26 protein-coding genes are annotated in these 19,178 nt (G+C 68.8%); 12 read left to right on the forward strand and 14 right to left on the reverse strand.

Annotated elements, in window-relative coordinates; genetic code table 11:
* Position 1 precedes the first annotated feature (1 nt).
* The gene (locus tag ACIP5T_RS17990; RefSeq protein WP_042540012.1) at positions 2-262 is read right to left on the reverse strand and encodes a DUF6458 family protein; all 261 of its coding nucleotides are present in this window, start codon (positions 260-262) and stop codon (positions 2-4) included.
* A gap of 116 nt (positions 263-378) precedes the next feature.
* Here ACIP5T_RS17990 and ACIP5T_RS17995 point away from each other — a divergent pair, with 116 nt between their 5' ends.
* Both ACIP5T_RS17995 and ACIP5T_RS18000 read left to right on the forward strand, forming a co-directional pair.
* The gene (locus ACIP5T_RS17995) at positions 379-1,041 is read left to right on the forward strand and encodes an ArsR family transcriptional regulator (RefSeq protein ID WP_400866543.1); all 663 of its coding nucleotides are present in this window, start codon (positions 379-381) and stop codon (positions 1,039-1,041) included.
* An 18-nt stretch (positions 1,042-1,059) separates the two neighbouring features.
* Entirely contained in the window at positions 1,060-1,776 is a 717-nt protein-coding gene (locus tag ACIP5T_RS18000; protein WP_400866546.1) for a TetR/AcrR family transcriptional regulator, read from the forward strand.
* A 10-nt stretch (positions 1,777-1,786) separates the two neighbouring features.
* Here ACIP5T_RS18000 and ACIP5T_RS18005 read toward each other — a convergent pair whose 3' ends face one another.
* The 4 genes from ACIP5T_RS18005 to ACIP5T_RS18020 form a co-directional block, all read right to left on the reverse strand.
* Positions 1,787-2,839 (reverse strand): YihY/virulence factor BrkB family protein, encoded by a 1,053-nt coding sequence (locus ACIP5T_RS18005; protein WP_400866549.1) that lies wholly within the window; start codon positions 2,837-2,839, stop codon positions 1,787-1,789.
* Between the two features lie 61 nt (positions 2,840-2,900).
* Positions 2,901-3,464, reverse strand: a complete 564-nt coding sequence (locus ACIP5T_RS18010; RefSeq protein WP_400866552.1) for a DUF3618 domain-containing protein — start codon at positions 3,462-3,464, stop codon at positions 2,901-2,903.
* A complete protein-coding gene (locus ACIP5T_RS18015) occupies positions 3,461-3,874 on the reverse strand; it encodes a phage holin family protein (protein WP_400866555.1) in 414 nt (137 codons plus the stop codon). The genes ACIP5T_RS18010 and ACIP5T_RS18015 overlap by 4 nt, the downstream gene beginning before the upstream one ends.
* Positions 3,852-4,571 (reverse strand): hypothetical protein, encoded by a 720-nt coding sequence (locus tag ACIP5T_RS18020; RefSeq protein ID WP_400866558.1) that lies wholly within the window; start codon positions 4,569-4,571, stop codon positions 3,852-3,854. The genes ACIP5T_RS18015 and ACIP5T_RS18020 overlap by 23 nt, the downstream gene beginning before the upstream one ends.
* 203 nt (positions 4,572-4,774) lie before the next feature.
* Between ACIP5T_RS18020 and ACIP5T_RS18025 the strand changes: the two genes are divergently transcribed.
* Positions 4,775-5,479, forward strand: coding sequence for a hypothetical protein (locus ACIP5T_RS18025; protein ID WP_400866561.1), 705 nt, complete (start codon positions 4,775-4,777; stop codon positions 5,477-5,479).
* Between the two features lie 80 nt (positions 5,480-5,559).
* Entirely contained in the window at positions 5,560-6,756 is a 1,197-nt protein-coding gene (dinB, locus tag ACIP5T_RS18030; protein WP_400866564.1) for a DNA polymerase IV, read from the forward strand.
* A 44-nt stretch (positions 6,757-6,800) separates the two neighbouring features.
* Here dinB and ACIP5T_RS18035 read toward each other — a convergent pair whose 3' ends face one another.
* The gene (locus ACIP5T_RS18035; RefSeq protein ID WP_400866567.1) at positions 6,801-7,127 is read right to left on the reverse strand and encodes a hypothetical protein; all 327 of its coding nucleotides are present in this window, start codon (positions 7,125-7,127) and stop codon (positions 6,801-6,803) included.
* A 108-nt stretch (positions 7,128-7,235) separates the two neighbouring features.
* On the opposite strand from ACIP5T_RS18035, the gene ACIP5T_RS18040 reads away from it, so the two are divergent.
* Entirely contained in the window at positions 7,236-7,517 is a 282-nt protein-coding gene (locus tag ACIP5T_RS18040) for a hypothetical protein (RefSeq protein WP_400866570.1), read from the forward strand.
* Positions 7,518-7,541: 24 nt separating this feature from the next.
* Here the strand turns inward: ACIP5T_RS18040 and ACIP5T_RS18045 are convergent, their stop codons facing one another.
* Genes ACIP5T_RS18045 through ACIP5T_RS18060 form a run of 4 tightly spaced genes read right to left on the reverse strand, consistent with a single transcriptional unit; the run spans position 7,542 to position 11,049 of the window.
* The gene (locus ACIP5T_RS18045; RefSeq protein ID WP_400866573.1) at positions 7,542-7,835 is read right to left on the reverse strand and encodes a hypothetical protein; all 294 of its coding nucleotides are present in this window, start codon (positions 7,833-7,835) and stop codon (positions 7,542-7,544) included.
* Positions 7,836-7,850: 15 nt separating this feature from the next.
* Positions 7,851-9,152 carry a glycosyltransferase family 2 protein gene (locus ACIP5T_RS18050; RefSeq protein WP_400866576.1) on the reverse strand — a complete coding sequence of 434 codons (1,302 nt, stop codon included), beginning with the start codon at positions 9,150-9,152 and terminating at the stop codon, positions 7,851-7,853.
* Positions 9,149-10,123: a hypothetical protein gene (locus tag ACIP5T_RS18055; RefSeq protein ID WP_400866579.1), complete on the reverse strand. Its 975-nt coding sequence runs from the start codon at positions 10,121-10,123 to the stop codon at positions 9,149-9,151. The genes ACIP5T_RS18050 and ACIP5T_RS18055 overlap by 4 nt, the downstream gene beginning before the upstream one ends.
* Positions 10,120-11,049 (reverse strand): WcbI family polysaccharide biosynthesis putative acetyltransferase, encoded by a 930-nt coding sequence (locus ACIP5T_RS18060; RefSeq protein WP_400866582.1) that lies wholly within the window; start codon positions 11,047-11,049, stop codon positions 10,120-10,122. The genes ACIP5T_RS18055 and ACIP5T_RS18060 overlap by 4 nt, the downstream gene beginning before the upstream one ends.
* Positions 11,050-11,133: 84 nt before the next feature.
* On the opposite strand from ACIP5T_RS18060, the gene ACIP5T_RS18065 reads away from it, so the two are divergent.
* The 4 genes from ACIP5T_RS18065 to ACIP5T_RS18080 are packed head-to-tail and all read left to right on the forward strand — an operon-like array spanning position 11,134 to position 15,237.
* On the forward strand, positions 11,134-12,246 hold the full coding sequence (locus ACIP5T_RS18065; protein ID WP_400866585.1) for a glycosyltransferase family 4 protein: 1,113 nt from the start codon (positions 11,134-11,136) through the stop codon (positions 12,244-12,246).
* Entirely contained in the window at positions 12,213-13,382 is a 1,170-nt protein-coding gene (locus ACIP5T_RS18070) for a glycosyltransferase (protein ID WP_400866588.1), read from the forward strand. Before ACIP5T_RS18065 ends, ACIP5T_RS18070 begins: the two co-directional genes overlap by 34 nt.
* Positions 13,379-14,389: a hypothetical protein gene (locus ACIP5T_RS18075; RefSeq protein ID WP_400866591.1), complete on the forward strand. Its 1,011-nt coding sequence runs from the start codon at positions 13,379-13,381 to the stop codon at positions 14,387-14,389. The genes ACIP5T_RS18070 and ACIP5T_RS18075 overlap by 4 nt, the downstream gene beginning before the upstream one ends.
* Positions 14,386-15,237: a glycosyltransferase gene (locus tag ACIP5T_RS18080; protein ID WP_400866594.1), complete on the forward strand. Its 852-nt coding sequence runs from the start codon at positions 14,386-14,388 to the stop codon at positions 15,235-15,237. The genes ACIP5T_RS18075 and ACIP5T_RS18080 overlap by 4 nt, the downstream gene beginning before the upstream one ends.
* On the opposite strand, the gene ACIP5T_RS18085 is transcribed toward ACIP5T_RS18080, so the two are convergent.
* A complete protein-coding gene (locus tag ACIP5T_RS18085; RefSeq protein WP_400866596.1) occupies positions 15,189-15,551 on the reverse strand; it encodes a winged helix-turn-helix transcriptional regulator in 363 nt (120 codons plus the stop codon). The two genes, ACIP5T_RS18080 and ACIP5T_RS18085, sit on opposite strands and share 49 nt — an antisense overlap.
* An 83-nt stretch (positions 15,552-15,634) precedes the next feature.
* On the opposite strand from ACIP5T_RS18085, the gene ACIP5T_RS18090 reads away from it, so the two are divergent.
* Entirely contained in the window at positions 15,635-16,039 is a 405-nt protein-coding gene (locus tag ACIP5T_RS18090) for a nuclear transport factor 2 family protein (protein WP_400866599.1), read from the forward strand.
* A 6-nt stretch (positions 16,040-16,045) separates the two neighbouring features.
* On the opposite strand, the gene ACIP5T_RS18095 is transcribed toward ACIP5T_RS18090, so the two are convergent.
* Positions 16,046-16,993 (reverse strand): GlxA family transcriptional regulator, encoded by a 948-nt coding sequence (locus ACIP5T_RS18095; RefSeq protein ID WP_400866602.1) that lies wholly within the window; start codon positions 16,991-16,993, stop codon positions 16,046-16,048.
* A gap of 116 nt (positions 16,994-17,109) precedes the next feature.
* On the opposite strand from ACIP5T_RS18095, the gene ACIP5T_RS18100 reads away from it, so the two are divergent.
* Complete coding sequence (locus ACIP5T_RS18100; protein ID WP_400866605.1) at positions 17,110-17,745, forward strand: isochorismatase family protein; 636 nt, start codon at positions 17,110-17,112, stop codon at positions 17,743-17,745.
* Between the two features lie 36 nt (positions 17,746-17,781).
* Here the strand turns inward: ACIP5T_RS18100 and ACIP5T_RS18105 are convergent, their stop codons facing one another.
* Complete coding sequence (locus ACIP5T_RS18105; RefSeq protein WP_400866608.1) at positions 17,782-18,402, reverse strand: cyclodeaminase/cyclohydrolase family protein; 621 nt, start codon at positions 18,400-18,402, stop codon at positions 17,782-17,784.
* Positions 18,403-18,420: 18 nt separating this feature from the next.
* Positions 18,421-18,813 (reverse strand): hypothetical protein, encoded by a 393-nt coding sequence (locus ACIP5T_RS18110; protein ID WP_400866611.1) that lies wholly within the window; start codon positions 18,811-18,813, stop codon positions 18,421-18,423.
* Between the two features lie 113 nt (positions 18,814-18,926).
* Here ACIP5T_RS18110 and ACIP5T_RS18115 point away from each other — a divergent pair, with 113 nt between their 5' ends.
* Entirely contained in the window at positions 18,927-19,178 is a 252-nt protein-coding gene (locus ACIP5T_RS18115; RefSeq protein ID WP_400866614.1) for a hypothetical protein, read from the forward strand.

A 19,178-nucleotide genomic window follows, 5' to 3' on the forward strand; every position in this document is an offset into this window, starting at 1 on the left:
ATCAGGCGAGGGGCTCGTTGTCGCGGATGCTGCGGCGGGTGACACGCTCGCCGGTCGCGGGGTCGACGGCGGTGCGGTCGACGGTCTCGGTGCGCCGACTGCGCATCACGAGGATGAGGCTGATCAGGAACACGACGACTCCTGCGCCCATGAGGATGTAGCCGATCAGGTCGAGATCGACGTAGCCGCCGGTGTCGATGTTGAGTGCGAAGACGAGGATCGCTCCGATGACGAAGAGCGCGATGCCGCTTCCGATACCCATATGTCCATTCCTCTCCGAGCCCGCGTTCGCGGACTCGCGACGACCAGAATAGGGTCAATGCAGATTGAGTCAATGGCCATGGACACACCCTCCGCCGCGTGATATGGATGGAGACGATGACCGATCTCGAACGCCGCGCCGGCATCTTCGCCGCACTCGCCGATCAGACGCGCCTGCGCATCGTCGACCTGCTCACCCTGGGCGACCTCTCCTCCTCCGAGATCGGGACGACGCTCGATCTGCGCTCGAACCTGATCGCCCACCATCTCGGCGTGCTCGAGTCGGCGCAGATCATCACCCGCGCCCGCTCCGAGTTCGACCGCAGACGCAGCTACATCGGCCTGCGCCCCGAGGTCTTCGACACGCTCGCGCCGCCCAGCTTCACTCCCCCGCGGCGGGTGCTGTTCGTCTGCACGGCGAACTCCGCGCGATCGCAGCTCGCCGAGGTCATCTGGCGCGACGTGAGCCCGGTGGCCGTCGCCTCGGCAGGCACCAGACCAGCCGAGGCGGTGAACCCTGAGGCCACCGCGGCGGCCGCCCGACACGGGCTCGCCATCGACAGCGATCATCATCCCCGCCACCTCGACGACGTGCGCACCGACGGCGACCTGGTGATCACAGTGTGCGACGACGCCCACGAACGACTCCGCGACAGCGACGACCTGCACTGGTCGGTCCGCGACCCCGCCAGGATCGGCACAGCCGCCGCCTTCGACGCCACGTTCGACGCGCTCGTCCACCGCATCCGCACCTTCTCTTCTCGCCTCGTCGCCGCCTGAGCCGAGTACCGTGGGGGCATGCCGAAACGTTCGCAGCCGAAGCCGGCTCGCCCCGCACCTCCGGGTCTGAGCCGAGAGCTGATCATCGGCACCGCTCTGGCGCAGATCGACACCATCGGCCCACAGGCCCTGTCGATGCGATCGCTGGCGCAGCAGCTCGGTGTCGAGGCGATGTCGCTCTACCGGTACGTCAACGGGCGCGAAGATCTGCTCGAGGGCGTCGTCGCCCGGCTCATGGGCAACCTGAACGCGAACCTCGATCCGACCCTCACCGAGCACTGGCAGGGTTTTCTTCAGGCCGTCGCGCATGAGGTCCGCAGCATCGCGATCGCCCACCCGAGAGCGTTCCCGCTCGTAGCCACGCGCCACCCCGCGGCACCGTGGCTGCGACCACCCCTGCGGAGCGTCGAGGTGGTCGACACCTTCCTGAGCGCGCTGATCGGCTACGGGTTCACGGACGAGCAGGCCGTCGACGCGTATCGCTCGTTCACCAGTCTGCTCCTGGGCCACCTGCTTCTGGAGTCCGCCGTGCGCGGAGCAGACACCGGGCCCGCATCCGAGCCGCTGGACGAGGGCGGAGCGGACATCCCCGAGCACGACGGGCAGAAGGATCTGGCCAATGCGCCCGAGGTCGTGCGTCTCCGTCCGCTGCTGAGTGAGGAGCGGAGCGACGAGGAATTCGACATCTCGCTCGAAGCCCTCCTCGATCGCCTGAATCTCCGGCTCACGCAGTAGCGCGCTCGGATCAGTCGTCCGCGCCGGCTTCCGTGCGGATCCTCCGCCCCTCGTCGATGTCCTTCTGCTCCTTCTCGGCTGCTTTGTCGCTTTTGCGCGTATCGCGGGGAGGGAGCTGGATGTCCTCTTCGGCCGCGATCCCGGCCTGCAGTTGGCGCCCGCGCTCGAGCTCGGCGTCGAACTCCGCACCGAACAGCAGAGCGAGGTTGGCGATCCACAGCCAGAGCAGGAAGACGATGATCCCGGCGAGAGAGCCGTAGGTGCGGTCGTAGTTGGAGAAGTTCGCCACATAGAACCCGAAGCCGAGGGTGGCCAGGCCCAGGACGATGATCGCCAGGAGAGCACCGATGCTGATCCAGCGGAACTTCGGCTGCTTGGCGTTCGGGGTGGCGTAGTAGAGGATCGCGACGATCAGCACGACGAGAAGGGCGAGCACCGGCCACTTGACGATGGACCAGATCGTCTTCGGCACGTCGCCGAGGCCCAGCGCGTCTCCCACCGCATCGGTGACGGGGCCTGAGACGACGAGAATCACCGCAGCGACCACGAGAAGCACGATCGTGATGATCGTGACGAGCAGCTGGGTCGGCTTGAGCTTCCAGAAGGGCCGACCCTCTTCGATCTCATAGATGCGGTTCATGGCCCGGCTGAACGCCCCGATATACCCGGAGGCAGACCAGATCGCCAACAGGATGCCGGTCACCAGAGCGAATCCGGCGGCCGCGGAACCCGCGATCTGCTCGACGGGTCCGCGGATCGCGTCTGCCGTGTCACCCGGAGCGACCTGTTCGACGATCTCGAGCACTGCGTCGCTGGCGGCCTGTCCCTGCCCGAACACCCCGAGCAGCGAGAAGACCGCGATGAGGCCGGGGAAGATCGAGAGCACCGCGAAGTACGTCAGTGCCGCGGCGATGTCGGTGCACTGATCGGAGGAGAACTCGCGGATCGTCTTCTGCAGGACGTACTTCCATGAGCGCTTGTGCAGATCGTCGGGAGAGTCGGGCTTGTCCGCCACCTCAGGGTCCGGGGCAGTGCGGTCGTGACGGCGCGTGGTGCTGTTCATCGAGGATCCTCCATCGTGACGGCGGACCCGCCGCGAGGCGGGTCCGCCTGGTCCGTGCGGGTCAGCTGTTCGCGAGGTTCTCGCGGGAGTGCTGCGCCTGGTCCTTCACTTCGTGTGCGGCGGTCTGAGCCTCATCCTTGACGGCGGCGACCGAATCCTGCGCCGACTCCTGCACCGAGGCGACCGACGTCTTGACGGGCTCCTTGAGGTGCTCGCCGACCTCCTTCGCGGCATCCGTGACTTCGTCGACCAGGGGCTGCGTCCGATCCTTGACGTCGGCGGCGAGGTCCTTCTCCTTCGACGACGCGGGGAACAGTGAGGCGAGCAGCAGGCCGGCCCCGAAGGCGATCAGGCCGACCGCCATCGGGTTGCCCTCGGCCTTGGCGACCGCGCGGTCCTTCACATCTCCCATGTGCGACCCCGCACCGGTGAGCGAAGAGCCGGCGTCGTCTGCGGCACCCATCACGCGCTCGCGGACGGATCCGAAGACGCCGCGAACACGGTCCATCTGGCGGTCGACCATCTTCGACGGCGAGACCTTGTCGGCGAGGGCGTCGACGTCCAGGCCCAGGTCTTCACGGGTGCGCTCGATGTCGGCGCGGATAGCATCGGGTGAATCACTCATCGGTTCTCCTCATTCCTTCTCAACGTTTCGGGTATCTCTTTCAGGGTGTCCACCGTCTGGGGGGCACCCTCGACCTGCGAGAACTGGCCGCGGCCAACGAAGAACAGGATCGCGGCGATGATCGCCCAGATCACTGCGACCACTACGCCTGACCAACCACCGCCGATGAGCGTGCCCAGCGCCCACCACAGGGCGACGGACAGGAAGAACACGGCCATCAGCGCGCCGTAGCCGGCAGCACCCATGAGCCCTGCTCCCTTGGCGGACTTGGCAGCGGAGTCCTTCAGCTCGGCCTTGGCGAGCGTGACCTCCTGGCGCATGAGCGTCGAGATGTCACGGGTCACCTCTCCGAGCAGATCGCCGAGCGAGGTCGACGCGGCTTTGGCTTCAGAGGGCGTGGGGTCGGTCATGACCGGCCTCCCCGAGGATGTCCGGTCGTTCTGACGCGGTCTGCGCGTAGAGCGGGGTCGCGCCAGGCGCTTCAGCGGTCGTCGCGACCGGGACAGGGACGGACGGATCCGGGTGCATCTGCACCGGTGCGGGCGCAGGCACCGACGTGGATGCCGGGGAGGCGCCCTTGTCGTCCGAGACGTTCGCGGCGAGTGCTCGAGTCAACCGACCCGCGACGACGCCGACGATCGCTGCAGCCAGGATGAAGGTTCCCGGCTTGCGGCGGGCGTAGCCCTTGACCTCGGTGAGGACCGAGCTCGGGTCGCGGTCGCCGAGCCACGTCGAGAAGGCCGACAGGCGACCCGAGACCTGCTGCACCAGATCGCCGGCGATTCCGCCGCCGGTCGAGTTCGAGGCCATCGACCCGAGCTCGTCACTGACCGAGCGGAGACCGCCGGCCAGACGCTGCTGCTGGGTGTTCGCCTGTTCCGTCAGCTCGCGCTGGGTCTGCGCGTAGAGGTCTTTGGCTTGGGTCTTCGCCTCGCCGATGACGCTGGCTGCTCCGTCCTTGGCCGTGCCGAGGACGTCCTGCGCCTGGGTCGAAGCGGTGTCCTTCAGGTCAGCGGCCTCGTGCTTGGCAGCATCGACCTTGCCTGACGGATTCGTGGGTTGCACGCCCGAGCCTCGGGGGCTCGTCGTCTCAAGGTTGTCCGACATGGTGGCTCCTTTCGCGGTCCGATCGGATGCGATCGGTCGGCCCTTTCTAAACCTCCTCATCGCATCTCACCACGTCCCTTGCGCACATCAGACTTACGGTGTAAACCGCGTGGGCTTACGCCGTAAGTCGCGCCCTTATACGCGCATGTCGCCCTGCGAACAAGCGCCTTCTTCGACGGGCGACGGATCCCTACTGTCGCAGCATGAGCGCATCCGACAGCACGCCAGATTCCCGTCCGCCCCGCGAGGTCGGCACCCCGGTCACCGCCCCGGGCTCCGAGCACGTCGTCGTGCCCGCGGATCGCGACGTCGTGCCCGTCGATCGCGTCGCACCCGCCGATCGCGATGTCATCAACCGCAGCGAGGTCCATGATCGCGAGAAGGCCGAGTTCGGCGGCTTCAAGTTCGGATCCGCGTTCTTCGGCTGGCTGACCGCGATGGGAGCCACGGTGCTGCTGACCGCTCTCGTCTCGGCGATCGGCGCAGCCCTCGGCCTCGGCGGCGATGTCACTGCCGATGAGGCGGCGGAGGCCGCGGTAGGCGGCGGTGCCATCATCGCCGCGATCGTCATCGGCGCGGTGCTGCTCGTCGCCTACTTCGCCGGCGGATACGTCGCCGGCCGCATGGCTCGTTTCAGTGGAGCCAAACAGGGCGTCGCGGTCTGGATCTGGGCGATCGCGATCGCGATCGTCATTGCCGTCTTCGCCGCGATCGCCGGCTCGCAGTGGGACATCCTCGGCAACCTGCAGGGCTTCCCCCGCATTCCGGTCACCGCCGAGACGGCGACCATCACCGGCATCCTCACGGCAGTCGGCGCCGCCGTCGTGACCCTCGTGGGTGCTGTGCTCGGCGGCATCACCGGTATGCGGTACCACCGCAAGGTCGATCGCGTGGGCCTCGGGACCTAGGCCCTGCCGAGAGGTCGCGCCCCGACCCGCGCCGATGTCCGCGGCCCGTGCGACGATCTGCACGTCGACGGGAGGACGGGATGCGGGGCGAAGCCACCGTGCTGCACGCCGACCTCGACGCGTTCTACGCCTCGGTCGAACAGCGTGACGCGCCGGCGCTGCGCGGCAGGCCGGTCATCGTGGGCGGCGGCGTCGTGCTGGCGGCGAGCTACGAGGCCAAGGCCCGAGGAGTGCGCACCGCGATGGGCGGACGACAGGCACTGCGACTCTGCCCGGATGCCGTCGTCGTGCCGCCGCGCATGGACGCCTACTCGGCCGCGAGCAGAGACGTCTTCGCGATCTTCCGCGACACGACGCCGCTCGTCGAAGGACTCTCGATCGACGAGGCGTTCCTCGAGGTCGGCGGACTGCGCCGCATCGTCGGCACCCCCGAAGAGGTCGCGATGCGGCTGCGCGAGCGAGTGCGCACCGAGGTCGGACTGGCGATCTCGGTCGGCGTCGCGCGCACGAAGTTCCTCGCCAAGGTCGCGAGCGCCGTCAGCAAGCCCGACGGACTGCTCGTGGTCGAACCCGAACGCGAAGAGGAGTTCCTGCTTCCGCTGCCGGTCGAGCGGCTGTGGGGCGTGGGCGCGGTCACCGCCGAGAAGCTGCAGCGCTACGGCATCCGTACCGTCGGCCAGCTGGCTGAACTCGAGGCCGCCACCGCTGAGCGGATGCTGGGCAGGGCAGTCGGCGCGCATCTGCACGCCCTCGCCCGGCTGCGGGATCCGCGCCCGGTCGACACGACCCGCCGCCGCGGATCGATCGGATCGCAGCGCGCATTGGGCAGCAACCCGCGCTCAGCTGAGGAACTCGACCTGATCCTGACGCAGATCGTCGACCGGCTCGCGCGGCGGCTGCGCGACGGCGACCGCGTCTGCCGGTCGGTGGTGCTGCGGCTGCGCTTCGGTGATTTCGCGAAGGCGACCCGATCGCGCACGCTCGGCTCGGCCACCGACCGCACGGCGATTCTGCTCACTGTCGCCCGAACGCTGCTCGCCGCAGCGCGTCCCGAGATCGCCGACCGCGGCATCACCCTGATCGGGCTGTCGCTGTCTCACCTCGATCAGGCCGACCGGGTGCAGCCCGAGCTGCCGATCGACTGGGGCGACGAAGAGCGGCTCGACGCGGTGCTCGACACGCTGCGCGACCGTTTCGGCACGACGTCGGTCTCGCGTGCTGCGCAGATGGGCCGCGATCCCGGGTGGTCCAGCCCGATCCTCCCCGAACATCAGTGACCGCTCGGGTTCCGAGCAGCGCTCCCACCGCGACAGCCGTGGCTCTAGCCGAGGTCGTAGGCGTCGTCGTCGGACATGTCCACCGGAGCGGCCGTGGGCGATTCGACTCCGCGGGTGAGTGTGCGCAGGCGTTCGACCAGCTCGGGGTCTTCGAGTTCGGGCCCCTTGCCGGGCACTTCCTTGGCCACGATCTGGCTGGCAGGACCGATCAGGAACTTCGCCATGACCACTCCGCCGTCGGGCTCGCGCACCGGGATCTCGACGAGCTCGGCGCGTTCCTCTTGGCCCAGCGCACGTCCGTATGCCAGCAGCGCATCCGCGATCTCATTCCCCGTCAGATAGGCGTCGCCGCCGTAGATGATCGTCTGCATGGTTCCGTTCTAGAGCAGTTCCCGCGGTTCACCCCGCCCCTTGCCCCGACCCGGTGCGCCTGATAGCGATTTGCCGAAACAGGCCGCATGCCTCGTAATGTGGAGTGCATGGCAGAACAGCAGACGATGGTGCAGACGGAGATCCTGGCCGACGGGATCACCTACCGACTCGCTCAGGACCAGGACCTCGGCGAGCTCAAACGGCGCATCGAAGAGGCGGTCACCACGGCCGGCACGTTCGTCGAGTTCGTCGTCGTCGGCAACCGCGAGGTGAGTCTTCTGATCACTCCCCGCTCACAGGTGTCCGTCAACAAGTCGACGGTGCTCTTCGACGCCCGCGATACAGGAGACGTCGACTTCCCCTTCGGCGGGCACTACGACCTGCTCTGATCCGCGCTGACGGGCCGTGACGGCTCAGAGCTGGTCGAGCACGAGTTCGCCCCGCGAGTTCAGCTGATCCATCATGTGAGCGACCCGCGCGGGGTCGATCGCCTGCACGGTCGGAAGATCGAACTCGAACACGAGCGGAATGGCGGGGTGCACCCAGATGGTCAGACGACCCGCTGCGCCCTCGGGCTTCGACAGCCAGGTCATCATGAAGCTCTCGTTGCGGCGCAGCTTCGTGCCGATCACGATCTTGACGTGCGCCAAGGTCGCGTCCTCGATCTCGATCGCGGGCCGGGAGCTGTTGTACTCAAGTTTCCCCATACGAGAACTGTACGCTCAGCAGAACTGATCGCGCGTGCCCCATCCGCCGACCCACGCCTCCACCCGCGGATCCGTGCGCAGCAGGAAGACGCCGTCCGCGGCGGCCCGGCGGGACTCGAAGGTCTCCGTCGTGCCCCACCGCACGGCTCGGCGCATCGCTCGCCGCGAGCGCAGCACTCCCAGCGACGAGCCCTCGGCATCGAGGAGATCGACGGCGCCGACGGCGCCGACGCCGAGACCCGCGACGCGCTCTGCGATCCAGGCGGCGTCGAGGATCACGACGGGTCGATCGAGTTCCCAGACCACCCGCGCGTCGACCCCGTCGCCGCCGACCACGACGCGCGGATCTCCCCCGAACGGAGTGATCGCCGAATCGACCACTACCCGCGCCAGGGGGAACGCGGCGAGCATCGAATCCACCGCGATGAACAGCGCTTCCGCGGTGTGCGTTCCGCGCAGTCTGATCACGAGGTCGGGCACGTCCGACAGCAGACCTCGCGGGGCTGAACCGCTCACCGAGATCGACGAGACGAGTCTCATGGACTGCGCGTTCGCACGTTCGAGCCCCGAACCGCTGCGCTCAGCCCACTCGGGTCCGTCGTGCCACGCGACGGCTGCCGGCACGTGAGCCAGCACCGCGCCCGCCTGCCACATCCGATGCGCCCACTCCCAGTCCTCCCCGCCGTATGTCGAGAAGGACTCGTCGAAACCGCCGGTCTCGTCGAACATGCGCCGCGAGCACGCGATCACCGCGCCGATGACGAACCGGTACGACCGATCGTCGGCGTCGAGCAGATCACGGCTCCGGGCGTACTCCTGCGCGAGCCACGCCGGCTCGGGGAGGTCGCGACCGGTCACCGCCTCGAGCACGGGCACCTCACCGGCGATGCCCGAGAAATCCGCGTGCCGACGACGCCCTACGGTGACAGCCTCGGGAAGCAACGCCGGCAGACGGGTGAGAGCACGCACGTACCCGGGCTCAGGGACCGTGTCGGCATCGAGGAAGCAGAGCACCTCGCCGCTGCTCGCCCGCACACCGAGATTGCGTGCGGCCGCCAGGCGGAAGCCCCGGTCCTCCTGCCGCACGAGGATCACCCCGTCCGGCACGCGGACGTCGCCGGCGGAGCCGTCGTCGGTGACGACGATCTCGAGAAGCTCGGGAGGATAATCCTGCATCGACAGGGCGAACAGCGTCCGGGCGAGCTCAGCCGGCTGCTCGTAGTGGGCGACGATCACCGACACCGTCGGCAGGGTCTCGGGGTTCACGCCGTCGAGCGCGTCCCACCTGTTTCCGACGACCCACGGACGCTGAGTCACCGCGCCAGCCCTCGCCACCAGCGCACGTATGCCTCTGCGGCCTCCGGCCACGACATCGGCAGCGCCGTCAGGCCGTGCCAGGTCGATTCCCGGTGCTCGAAGGCCCGCCGCACCGCGACCGCGAGATCGGCTTCGTCGACCGTCTGCAGCGTTCCGGGGCGCAGCGTCGCCATCTCGTCCATGTAGCGGTTGCGCACCGCGACGGGCCGCCGGCCCCAGCCGATCCAGGACGCCAGGGAGCCGGATGCCGACACATGTCGATGTGCGATGACCGGCACCGCCACGGCGCGGCCCCGTCTCGCGATCTCCGCGTCGTCGAGCCAGCCCGTCACCTCGACCTCGACCCCGAGGGCACCGGCTCGGCGGACGAAGTCGTCGAGTTCGGCCGTGTGGCCCTCCGAGGCGCGTCCGAGGACCGTCATCCTGCCGATGCCCGCACGCGCCGCCGCGCGGGCCGCCTCATCATGCCCCTTGCCCGGGTAGAAGTAGCCGAGCACACCGACGGATCCGTCAGACGGCATCCGCTGCACGTCGGCATCGAGCGCGACCGGAAGCGGGATGCTCACCGCGGGGCCGGTCCACACTCGCTCCTCGCGCAGCAGCGCGTGCTCGTGCTCGCTGTTGACCGCCACCCCTCGCGCCGCCGCGGCCACCGCCGCGTACGCCGCTCGCCGGCGGGGCAGATTCCTCTCGCCGTCCGACGCCTGGGGCACATCGTGCAGCGTGACGCTGACCGCGCGACGAGCGGCGAGCGCGCCGAACGCCAGCGACGCCTGCTCGGGAGAATCACCCCACAGCCGATCGGTGAAGTGCACGTGCAGCGCGTCATCGGTCGATGCCGCATCCAGATCCGCTGCGTCGATCGTCAGGATCGACGGGTCGAGCGCCCGCACGGCCGAGGCCATCTCCCGCCCGTACATCGCGACGCCGTGGCTGCCCGGGTGCACGAGCAGCAGCGGGGCGGCGTTCACCGAGCCCGCCACACGTCGAGCAGTGCAGAGAGACGAGTCAGGGCGGCGTCGACGAACTCGGGATGGGCGGCGTACCACTCGAGGTGGGCGGCCCGCACCTCGGCGTCGTCGATCGGTGCGCCGTCGACGATCCAGTGCGCGCGCGGTTCGTCGGGCAGCGCCCAGGCCTCGATGACCTCGGGGTGCAGCGGCGCCCGCACCGAATTCAGGAGCGGCCGGCCGGGGTCGGTCGGCCCGCCCGAGTGGCCGAGCGACTCGAGCAGCCGAGCCCCCAGCGGCATCCACACCGCGTCACCCGGGTGATTGACGGTGCGCGCGTGATCGGCCGTGACCGAGTCGAACAGGTCGGAGACCGGCACATCCGCTGTCTGCTCGCGTACGCGCAGCGTGTCGATCGAGGACCGCCCCACGCCGCGCACCTGGTCGGGTGCCAGCGCGGCGACGACCGGGATGCTGGCGGCGGCGGCGAGCGTGCGGATGTCGTGATAGGCCACGACAGGCGGGTCGCCCTCGACTCCGGGCACGCGGATCGCGGCCTGGAAGGGGTGCAGGCCTGCGAAGCGCACCGGGGGCACGGTCAGCACCCGGGCGTCCGTCGCCGCGGCGATCTGGCGCGTGCCCAACGGCAGATCGCGATAGTCGTCGCGGATGGGCTGGCTCACGACGGTGTCGGCCGTGCGCACGATCTCGTGCAGCCGCGCGGCATCGGCGGCGGTCATCTCGTGCACGGCGGGAACGCGCACGAAGCGATGCTCAGGAGCATCGATCACCATGCGCAGCGATTCGGCCTGGCAATTGCCGAGCACGACGCCGAATCTCTCGGGAAGCGGGGCCAGCCCGTAGAACTCCGAGTAGTGTTGGCGACGCGCTAGCACCAGGGAGCCAGCCGGCGCAACGGCCGTGCGTAGTTCGGGATCATGGCTCATGATTCGAACGTACCCCCTCGATCTCATCAGTCTTGCGTCCCCATTGCTCCACGGTCCTCCGTCATCGCGATACACGCACGTCGGGTGCTCAGCCCGCCAACGGAGAACCACATCGTCACCGAACCCGCCCTCATTCGCGTCGCCTCGATTCCGGCCGCCCACCCCTATGTGCGTGCCATCACCGACACTCACCGTGTGCGTGTGCTGCCCGACCCCGCGGTTCCGGGCGCGCCCGCCGACGTGTGGTGGCCGCCGGTGGCGCTCACCTCGCAGTGGCTCGAATCACACGGCGCGGACTTCGACGTGCTGCACGTGCACTTCGGCCTCGAGTCGTTCTCCCCAGACGAACTGCGCGGGGCTCTCGAGACCGCGCATCGGCTCGGCCGCCCGGTCGTCTACACCGTGCACGACCTGGAGAACCCGCAGCTGGTCGATCAGCGGCCGTATCGCGACCTGCTCGACGTGATCATCCCGTCGGCCGATCACCTCATCACGCTCACCTCCACGGCCGCGGAGGAGATCGAACGGCGCTGGCACCGCAGCAGTCGGGTGCTGGCTCACCCCACGCTGCTCGACAGCGCCGCGGTGGCAGAGCGCGCGGTCGACGAGACCCTGAGGATCGGAATCCACCTGCGAGACCTGCGTCCCAACATCGCGGCAGAGCGCGTGGTCCGCGCGGCCGTCGACGCTGCCGCGCTGCTCGCGCAGACCGGACGAACCGTCGAGTTCGAGGTGCTGATGCATGAGCGCGTCCGGGATGACGCGGCCGCCGGCCTCGTGACCGCGGCCGCTGACGAGCACTCTGCGGTGCGCGTGCGCCGCACTCCGCGGCTGAGCGACGCGGGCATCGATGCCTGGATCGGCGGACTCGACCTCTTCGTGCTGCCCTACCTGCACGGCACGCACTCGGGGTGGGTCGAGCTCTGCTACGACCTGGGGGTCCCCGTGGCCGGGACGAACATCGGGCACATCGGGTCGCAGCATCCGGACGATTTCTTCCTCATCGATCTCGACGACCCGCAGACGCTGGTAGAGGCGGTGGCGCGAGCCTCCGACGCACGCGCCTCATCGCCCCGAGCGGCGGTGGTCGATCGACGACGATCCGAGAGAGTGGTCGAACGGGAGGCCGTGCGCGACGCGCACGCCGCGCTCTACGCCACCGCATGCGCCGAGATCTCGACGGGGGCACGCGCGTGATCGTCCGCGAGCGGTTGCGGGTGCTGGTCGTCGCCCCCGAGCGTCACGCCCTTCGCCAGCCGCACGCCGGCGGCCTCGAGGCCGTGGTGTGGAACCGCGTGCGCTGGCTGCGCAGCCGCGGTCACGACGTGCAGCTCTGCGCCGCGGAAGGGTCGGACTTCCTCGGTGACGATACCGCCCTGCATCTGCCGAGCCCTCGGTGGCATCAGACACGGGATGCGTCCGACACCGACTTCCCCGAGGGGCACCGCCGTCTCATGACCGACGCCTTCGCGCGGGTGCGGGATCGGCTCGACTCCCCCGCGACGAGCGTCGATGTCGTCGACAACCACAGCCTCCACGGGGATCCGATCCTCTGGAGCCGTGACATCGGCGTGCCGGTCGTCACGACACTGCACACACCGCCCCTCGCCGACATGGTGATCGCCTCGAACGCGCTCACCGTCTCGTCGCCGCACAGGTTCCTCGCGGTCAGCCAGTACACCGCGCGCGCGTGGTCGGCTGAGGGCGTGGAGGCGTTCGTCTTCACCAACGGCGTCGATGCGGCGCAGTGGAGCCTGGGGATGGGTCGAGGCGACTGGGTGTGGTTCGGACGGATCGTGCCCGAGAAGGCGCCACACCTCGCCATCATCGCCGCCCGACGCGCGGGCGCGCGCCTGAAGCTCGCGGGGCGCGTGGGCGACGCCGCGTACTTCGACCGGGAGGTCCGACCGCTCCTCGGGGGCGGCATCGACTATGTCGGCGCACTGCGACAGCCCGAGCTCTCGGCCCTCGTCGGGGCTGCATCGGTCGCTCTCGTGACCCCGGTATGGTCAGAGCCCTTCGGGCTGGTGATGGCCGAAGCGCTCATGACCGGCACGCCCGTCGCCGCATTCGACTCCGGTGGGACCAGCGAGGTGCTGGCCGGCATCCCCGGCACCGCCATCGTGCCCTCCGCCGACACCGACGCCCTCGCCCACGCCGCGACGGCGCTCGTCGAGCAGTCGCGGCTCGGATTGTCTCGTCAGGTCGTGCGCGACGCCGCCTCCGCCCGCCACTCGCTCGACCACAGGCATCGCGAGATCGAGCGGGTTCTCTCGGTCGCCGCTCAGAGTGCGGTGCCGGCCCACGATCTCGTAGAGGCGGTCGGGGCATGATCGGCTGGTACGTGCATCATCACGGGTGGGGCCACGTGACCCGGATGCAGGCGATCCGCCCGCACCTCGCAGACGACGTGACCGTGTTCTCGAGCCTTCCCGAACCCGAGTCGTTGGCCCCGAGGACGATCTGGGTGCAGCTGCCCTCCGACTCCGACGCGGTCACCGGTGCCGACGGAGTGCGCCGCGAGGCGCGGGAGCTCGGCGATGTCACCGCCCGAGGCACCCTGCACTGGGCGCCGCTGGGGCACCCCGGGCACCAGGCTCGTCTCGCCGCCATCGCCGACTGGGTGGCCATCCACCCGACCTCCGTGTTCGTCGTCGACGTCAGCGTCGAGGTCACCACCCTCGTTCGTCTGCTGGGGGTGCCGACGATCGCCGTCGCACAGCCCGGCGATCGCACCGACGCGCCGCACCGTCTCGGATACGACCTCGCGGACCGCATCCTGGCTCCCTGGGCTCCGGGCACGATCCCCGCGAAAGCCCTCGTCGGTCGCGAGGATCGCGTGCGAGCGGTGGGCGCGATCTCGCGCTATGACGACAGAGCCCACCCCACCGCAGACGACGACGTGCGTCGCGTGCTGTTCCTCGGCCACGCTCTCGACCCGCTGACACTCGCGCAGACGATCGAGCTGCTCACCGAAGCCGGCTGGGCAGTCGAGAACGCGGGAACGAGCGAAGACGATCGCGTCGACGACGTGTGGCCGCAGCTGTGCCGCGCCACCGTCGTCGTGAGCGCCGCGGGTCAGAACAGCATCGCCGACCTCGCGGCAGCAGATGCGCGAGCGGTCGTCATCGCCCAGGAGCGACCCTTCGACGAACAGAAGGACATGGCCCGGACGCTCAGCGCGCGCGGCCTGGCCCAGATCGTCTCGGCCGACCCGTCGCCTGCCGACGTGTTCGACGGCATCCGACGCGCGGCCGACGCCGAACCTCGCTGGGATGCGTGGCAGGTGTCTGGCGCCGCCGCCCGCGCAGCGGCCGCGATCGAGGAGCTGGCCCGATGACCATCCGCGTCGCCGTCATCACTCCGGCATCGGTGAACCGTCTCGACCATCTGCAGCGCCAGCGCCGATTCCTCGACGAGGTGCGCACGCCGGGGATCGACGTCGTGCGCGTCGAGGCGTGCCTCGACATCGACGCACCCCCCGCAGGGTCGTCACCCCTCTTCGTCCATGTGCCGCCCGGCCGCGACGGCATGCGCGTGGGTGCGGCGCGCAACGCCGCGGCCGCTCTCGCGCTCGCTCACGGTGCCGACCTGCTGGTGTTCCTCGATGTGGACTGCCTGCCAGGGCCGGACCTGCTCGAGAGATACGTCAGCGCCGCGCGGGCGCACCCGCACGACCTGCTCTGCGGACCGGTGACCTACCTGCACAGCGTGCAGCGCCCCTCCACGATGCTCGAACTCAGCGCCCTGACCCGACCGCATCCGGCTCGCCCCCTGCCCGCCGAAGGGAGCATCGTGGCGGCGACGGACGACGAGTTCGACCTGTTCTGGTCGCTGTCGTTCGCGGTGACCGCGGAGGCGTGGACACGTCTCGAAGGCTTCGACGAGGCGTACGAGGGGTACGGCGCCGAAGACACGGACCTCGGCCGACGGGCTCGGTCGCTCGGCATGCGAGTGCAATGGGTCGGCGGCGCGCATGCCTACCACCAGTGGCATCCGGCCGGTTCTCCGCCGTGGCGCCACCTCGACGACATCCTGCGCAACGGCGCCCTGTTCGCCGAGCGCTGGGGCGAGTGGCCGATGCGAGGCTGGATAGACAGCTTCATCGAAGGCGGGGCGGTCGAACCCCACGGCGACGGCTATCGACGGTCGTATTCCTCGCGCGCCACGAGGACCTCTTCGATATGACCCTCCGCCCAGCGGCCGAGGGCGGTTAACGGCTCACGAAGCGTGCGCCCCAGCAGTGTGAGGTCGTACTCGACCCTGGGGGGCATCTCGTCATAGGCGGTGCGCGTGACCAGCCCGTCGCGCTCCAGGTCGCGAAGCGTCTCCGAGAGCACCTTTCCACTGATGCCCCCGACCCGCTCCCTGATCGCTCCGAAACGCGCCGGTCCGTCGCTGAGGGTGATGACGATCATCGCAGTCCACTTGTTCGCCACACGTGCCAGCGAGGTGCGGGACGGACACGTGGGAAGCATGACGTTCCACACCGGATCGCTCATCAGCACCTCTTCTTTGGTTACGTTGAGGTAACAGGTTACCGAATGTAACCATGGGGGCACATCATCGAATCACAGGAGAGATCATGACCGAACTCAGCCCCGCCACCGTTGCCGCAACGTACTTCGACGCGCTGGAGCGCGGCGACATCCCCACCGTCATGGCGCAGTTCGATCCCGACGTGGTCTGGCACCAGCCGGGGTCGCACCGGTTCTCAGGACTCCATTCCGGAATCGACAGCGTCGGCGCGCTGCTCGGCGGAATGATGGAGAGGTCCGAGGGCACCTTCGTGCTCGCCGTCACAGGGCCCGCCATGTCGAACGGCGACATGGTCGCCCTCCCCGTCCGGTTCTCCGGCCGCCGCTCCGACCGCTCGATGGACATGGACGGCGTCGACCTCCTCACGGTTCGTGACGGGAAGATCGTCGAGGTGCACCTCTTCTCGGAGGATGCCGCGAGCGAGGACGCATTCTGGGGCCAGCCCGCCTGAGCGTGCTCAGGGTCGGGCATCGAATCTCCGTCGATAACTCGAGGGAGTGCTTCCGAACGCAGCGCGGAAATTCTGGCGGAGCGTGACGGGAGTGCCGAAGCCGCATGCCGCAGCGACCTGATCGACTGAAAGGCTCGTCGTCTCGAGCAGACGACGAGCCTCGTCGAGGCGGCGGGATCTGACCCATGCTGCGGGGGTCGATCCCATCGAATCGCGAAACGAACGCACGAAGGAACGACGACTCATGTGCGCTGCCCGCGCGAGCCGATCGACACCGAGGTCCTCCCCCAGGTTCTGCAGCGCCCAGTCCGCTGCCGCTCCCACCCCGTCATGCGCGGCTTGGCGGGGAACAGGGCGCTGAATGTACTGCGCTTGTCCACCCTCGCGGTGCGGTGCGACGACCAGGCTGCGCGCGACCTGGTTGGCGGCCTCCGCGCCCAGCCGCGATCGCACGACATGAAGGCACGCGTCGAGTCCGGACGCCGTGCCCGCGGAGGTCAGCACATCGCCATGATCGATGTAGAGCACCGTCGAATCGACAACGACATCGGGATGCCTGCGCTCCAGCGCCTCGACCGCGTTCCAGTGCGTCGCGGCGCTTCGGCCCCGGAGCAACCCGAGATCTGCCACCGCGATGGCCCCCAGACAGAGACCGGCGATGACCGCACCTCGGGCGTGGGCACGCCCGAGCGCCTGGCGCAGACCGGGACCGAGCTCCCTGCCGCCCTCTGTCCAAGACGGCAGGACGATGAGATCGGCATCCGCACTGGCAGAGAGTCCGCTCACGCCACCGATCTCGTAGCCCTCGGCGGTCTGCACCGCGCCGGCACGGTCGGAGAAGAGAACTGCCTTCCAGTCGCCCAGATTCTGTCGAGCCACCTCATCGAAGACCATCTGCGGCACGGACAGGTGGAACAGGGTTACGCCATCGAACGCATAGATCGCTATCTTCACGACGCTCCCCTCGTTGGCCTGAATCCATCGTATAGATGCACTCGTGCCAATGGTGAGAGTGGCGGGAGACCCCGAGACTGAGGACACGACCCTCACCCCCCACAGAAGGAGCACCCTTGACCTCTCCGAATCGCGCCCTGGTACTCATCGACGTCCAGCAGGAGTACTTCGACGGACCGTTGAAGGTCCAGCATCCGCCGGTCCGCACGTCGTTGGGGCAGATCACCGCGGCGGTCGATGCGGCGACTTCAGCAGGGATTCCCGTCATCGTCGTGCAGCACACGGCGGGAGATCAGGCGCCCATCTTCAATCCCACCACCAGCGGATTCGCGTTGCATCCGGATATCGAGTCCCGCCGCTCGAGCGATTGGACTTCGGTGACGAAGCGCTTCGGATCGGTCTTCGCCGACACCGGCCTGGCAGAGCACCTGCACACTCGTGGCGTCGACACCGTCACGCTCGTCGGCTACATGACCAACAACTGCGTCATCGCGTCTGCAGCTGAGGCTGAGACGCACGGCATCGCCGTCGAGGTCCTCTCGGACGCCACCGGCGCCATCAGCATCTCGAACGGCGCGGGCGAGGTCGACGCACGAACCGTGCATGAGACCTTGATGGCCGTGCTGCACTCGAACTTCGCCGCTGTGGCGTCGACCCAGACCTGGATGAGCGCCCTCACCGACGCCCGATCTCTTGCGAAGGACAATCTGCCTGCCTCCGCACAGGCCGGAGCCGCCCGGTTTCGGGCGTAGGGCTGGAGAAGCTCTCCCGGATTGACTGACGCGACGTCAGTCGATCCGCGAGGAGAGCTCGTCGATGATCTGACCGACCTCTCGCCTGGCGACCGTCACGCGGTCGATCACGGCTTCGAGGTCAGCGACCTCCGCTGTCGGCGATCCGTGACGACGTGCGATCTGCAGGTTCGCGCGCACGTTCAGAGACGCCCCTGACAGTCCGGCGAGCAGCGCCTCCGTCGCCACCGCGAGATCGACCACGATGTGGGGGTTGCCCGCCTCGACGAGCACGCGCACCTCCTGCAGCATCCCCACACCGATCAGCCCGACCCGCGCCGCCGACCGGGCCGCCTCGACGGCGGCGTCACGCACGCGCTCATCGCGGGAGGGGTCGTCGGTCGCCAGCGCCAGGGCCGCACCGAAACTCGCTGACACGATGCCATCCGCCTCGACGGCCTGGAGCGCCTCCGCCCGCGTGCGCGCGAGCCGGTCGACGCACTCCGACGCTCGCGCGTCGCCATCGGAGTACCCGCCGACCATGCTCATCAGCGAGGCGGCGATCGCCAGCATCACACCAGACGCGGCACCTCCTCCGGGAGAGCCCGTCGGACGACTCAATGCGTCGAACCAGTCGTCCATCGGTGTGGATGCGGGGATGTCGGCGGAGTCCTGCATGAGCGTCACACTATCGAGCTAAGACAGCAGCAGCGGAAGCAGCGACACCACGAGGCCCACGAACCCGACGCCGGCGAACACGATCCCGAGAGTCATGATGACGCGCCGCGTGTGAGGCGGTTCGCCCACCCGTGCATGGGCGGGGTTGTTCGCGCTGACCACTCCGTCGGCCCAGCCGTCCTCGGCAGTGGCTGTCTCGTGGCCTTTCAGCGGTCTCTCGTGGAAGTCGCCACCCGCGAACCAGCGTCCGATCAGCGAACCGTCGCGCTCGATGACCGCGATCTCGATGGGCAGCCACGCCCCCTCGACCGTGCGGATGAGGAGACCCAGCAGGAGCAGAGGAAGACCGACGCCGAGCCCCACCCAGGAAAGCACCTCACCGACCAGAGCGAGAGTGTCCACAACCTGCATCACCCCATCGTAGAGAGTGCGGCGACCGCTAACCATTGCGGGCCTCCGGCGCAAGGCCCTCTGCGCACTCGGCCGTCTCGCCTAACGTCGCCCACGACCGGAAGGGGAGAACCGTGGGGACTCACATTGAGATCGACGGCAGAGGGTTCGCGCTGCAGGACGATCAGCCGGTGGACCAGATCATGTCCGAGATCGAAGCGGCCGCATCCTCGTCGCCTACTTTCGTCACCCTGTCGGCGGTGGGGCAGAGCGTCAACGTGCTGATCCGCTCGACCACTCGGGTGGTGATCTCGGTCGAGAAGGCCGAGCACGTGGAGCCGGACCAGAGACCGTGGGAGCTCCCGTTCGACGAATGGGAGCTGTGA

The organism is Microbacterium sp. NPDC088619 (assembly GCF_044752825.1).
Lineage (GTDB): Bacteria > Actinomycetota > Actinomycetes > Actinomycetales > Microbacteriaceae > Microbacterium.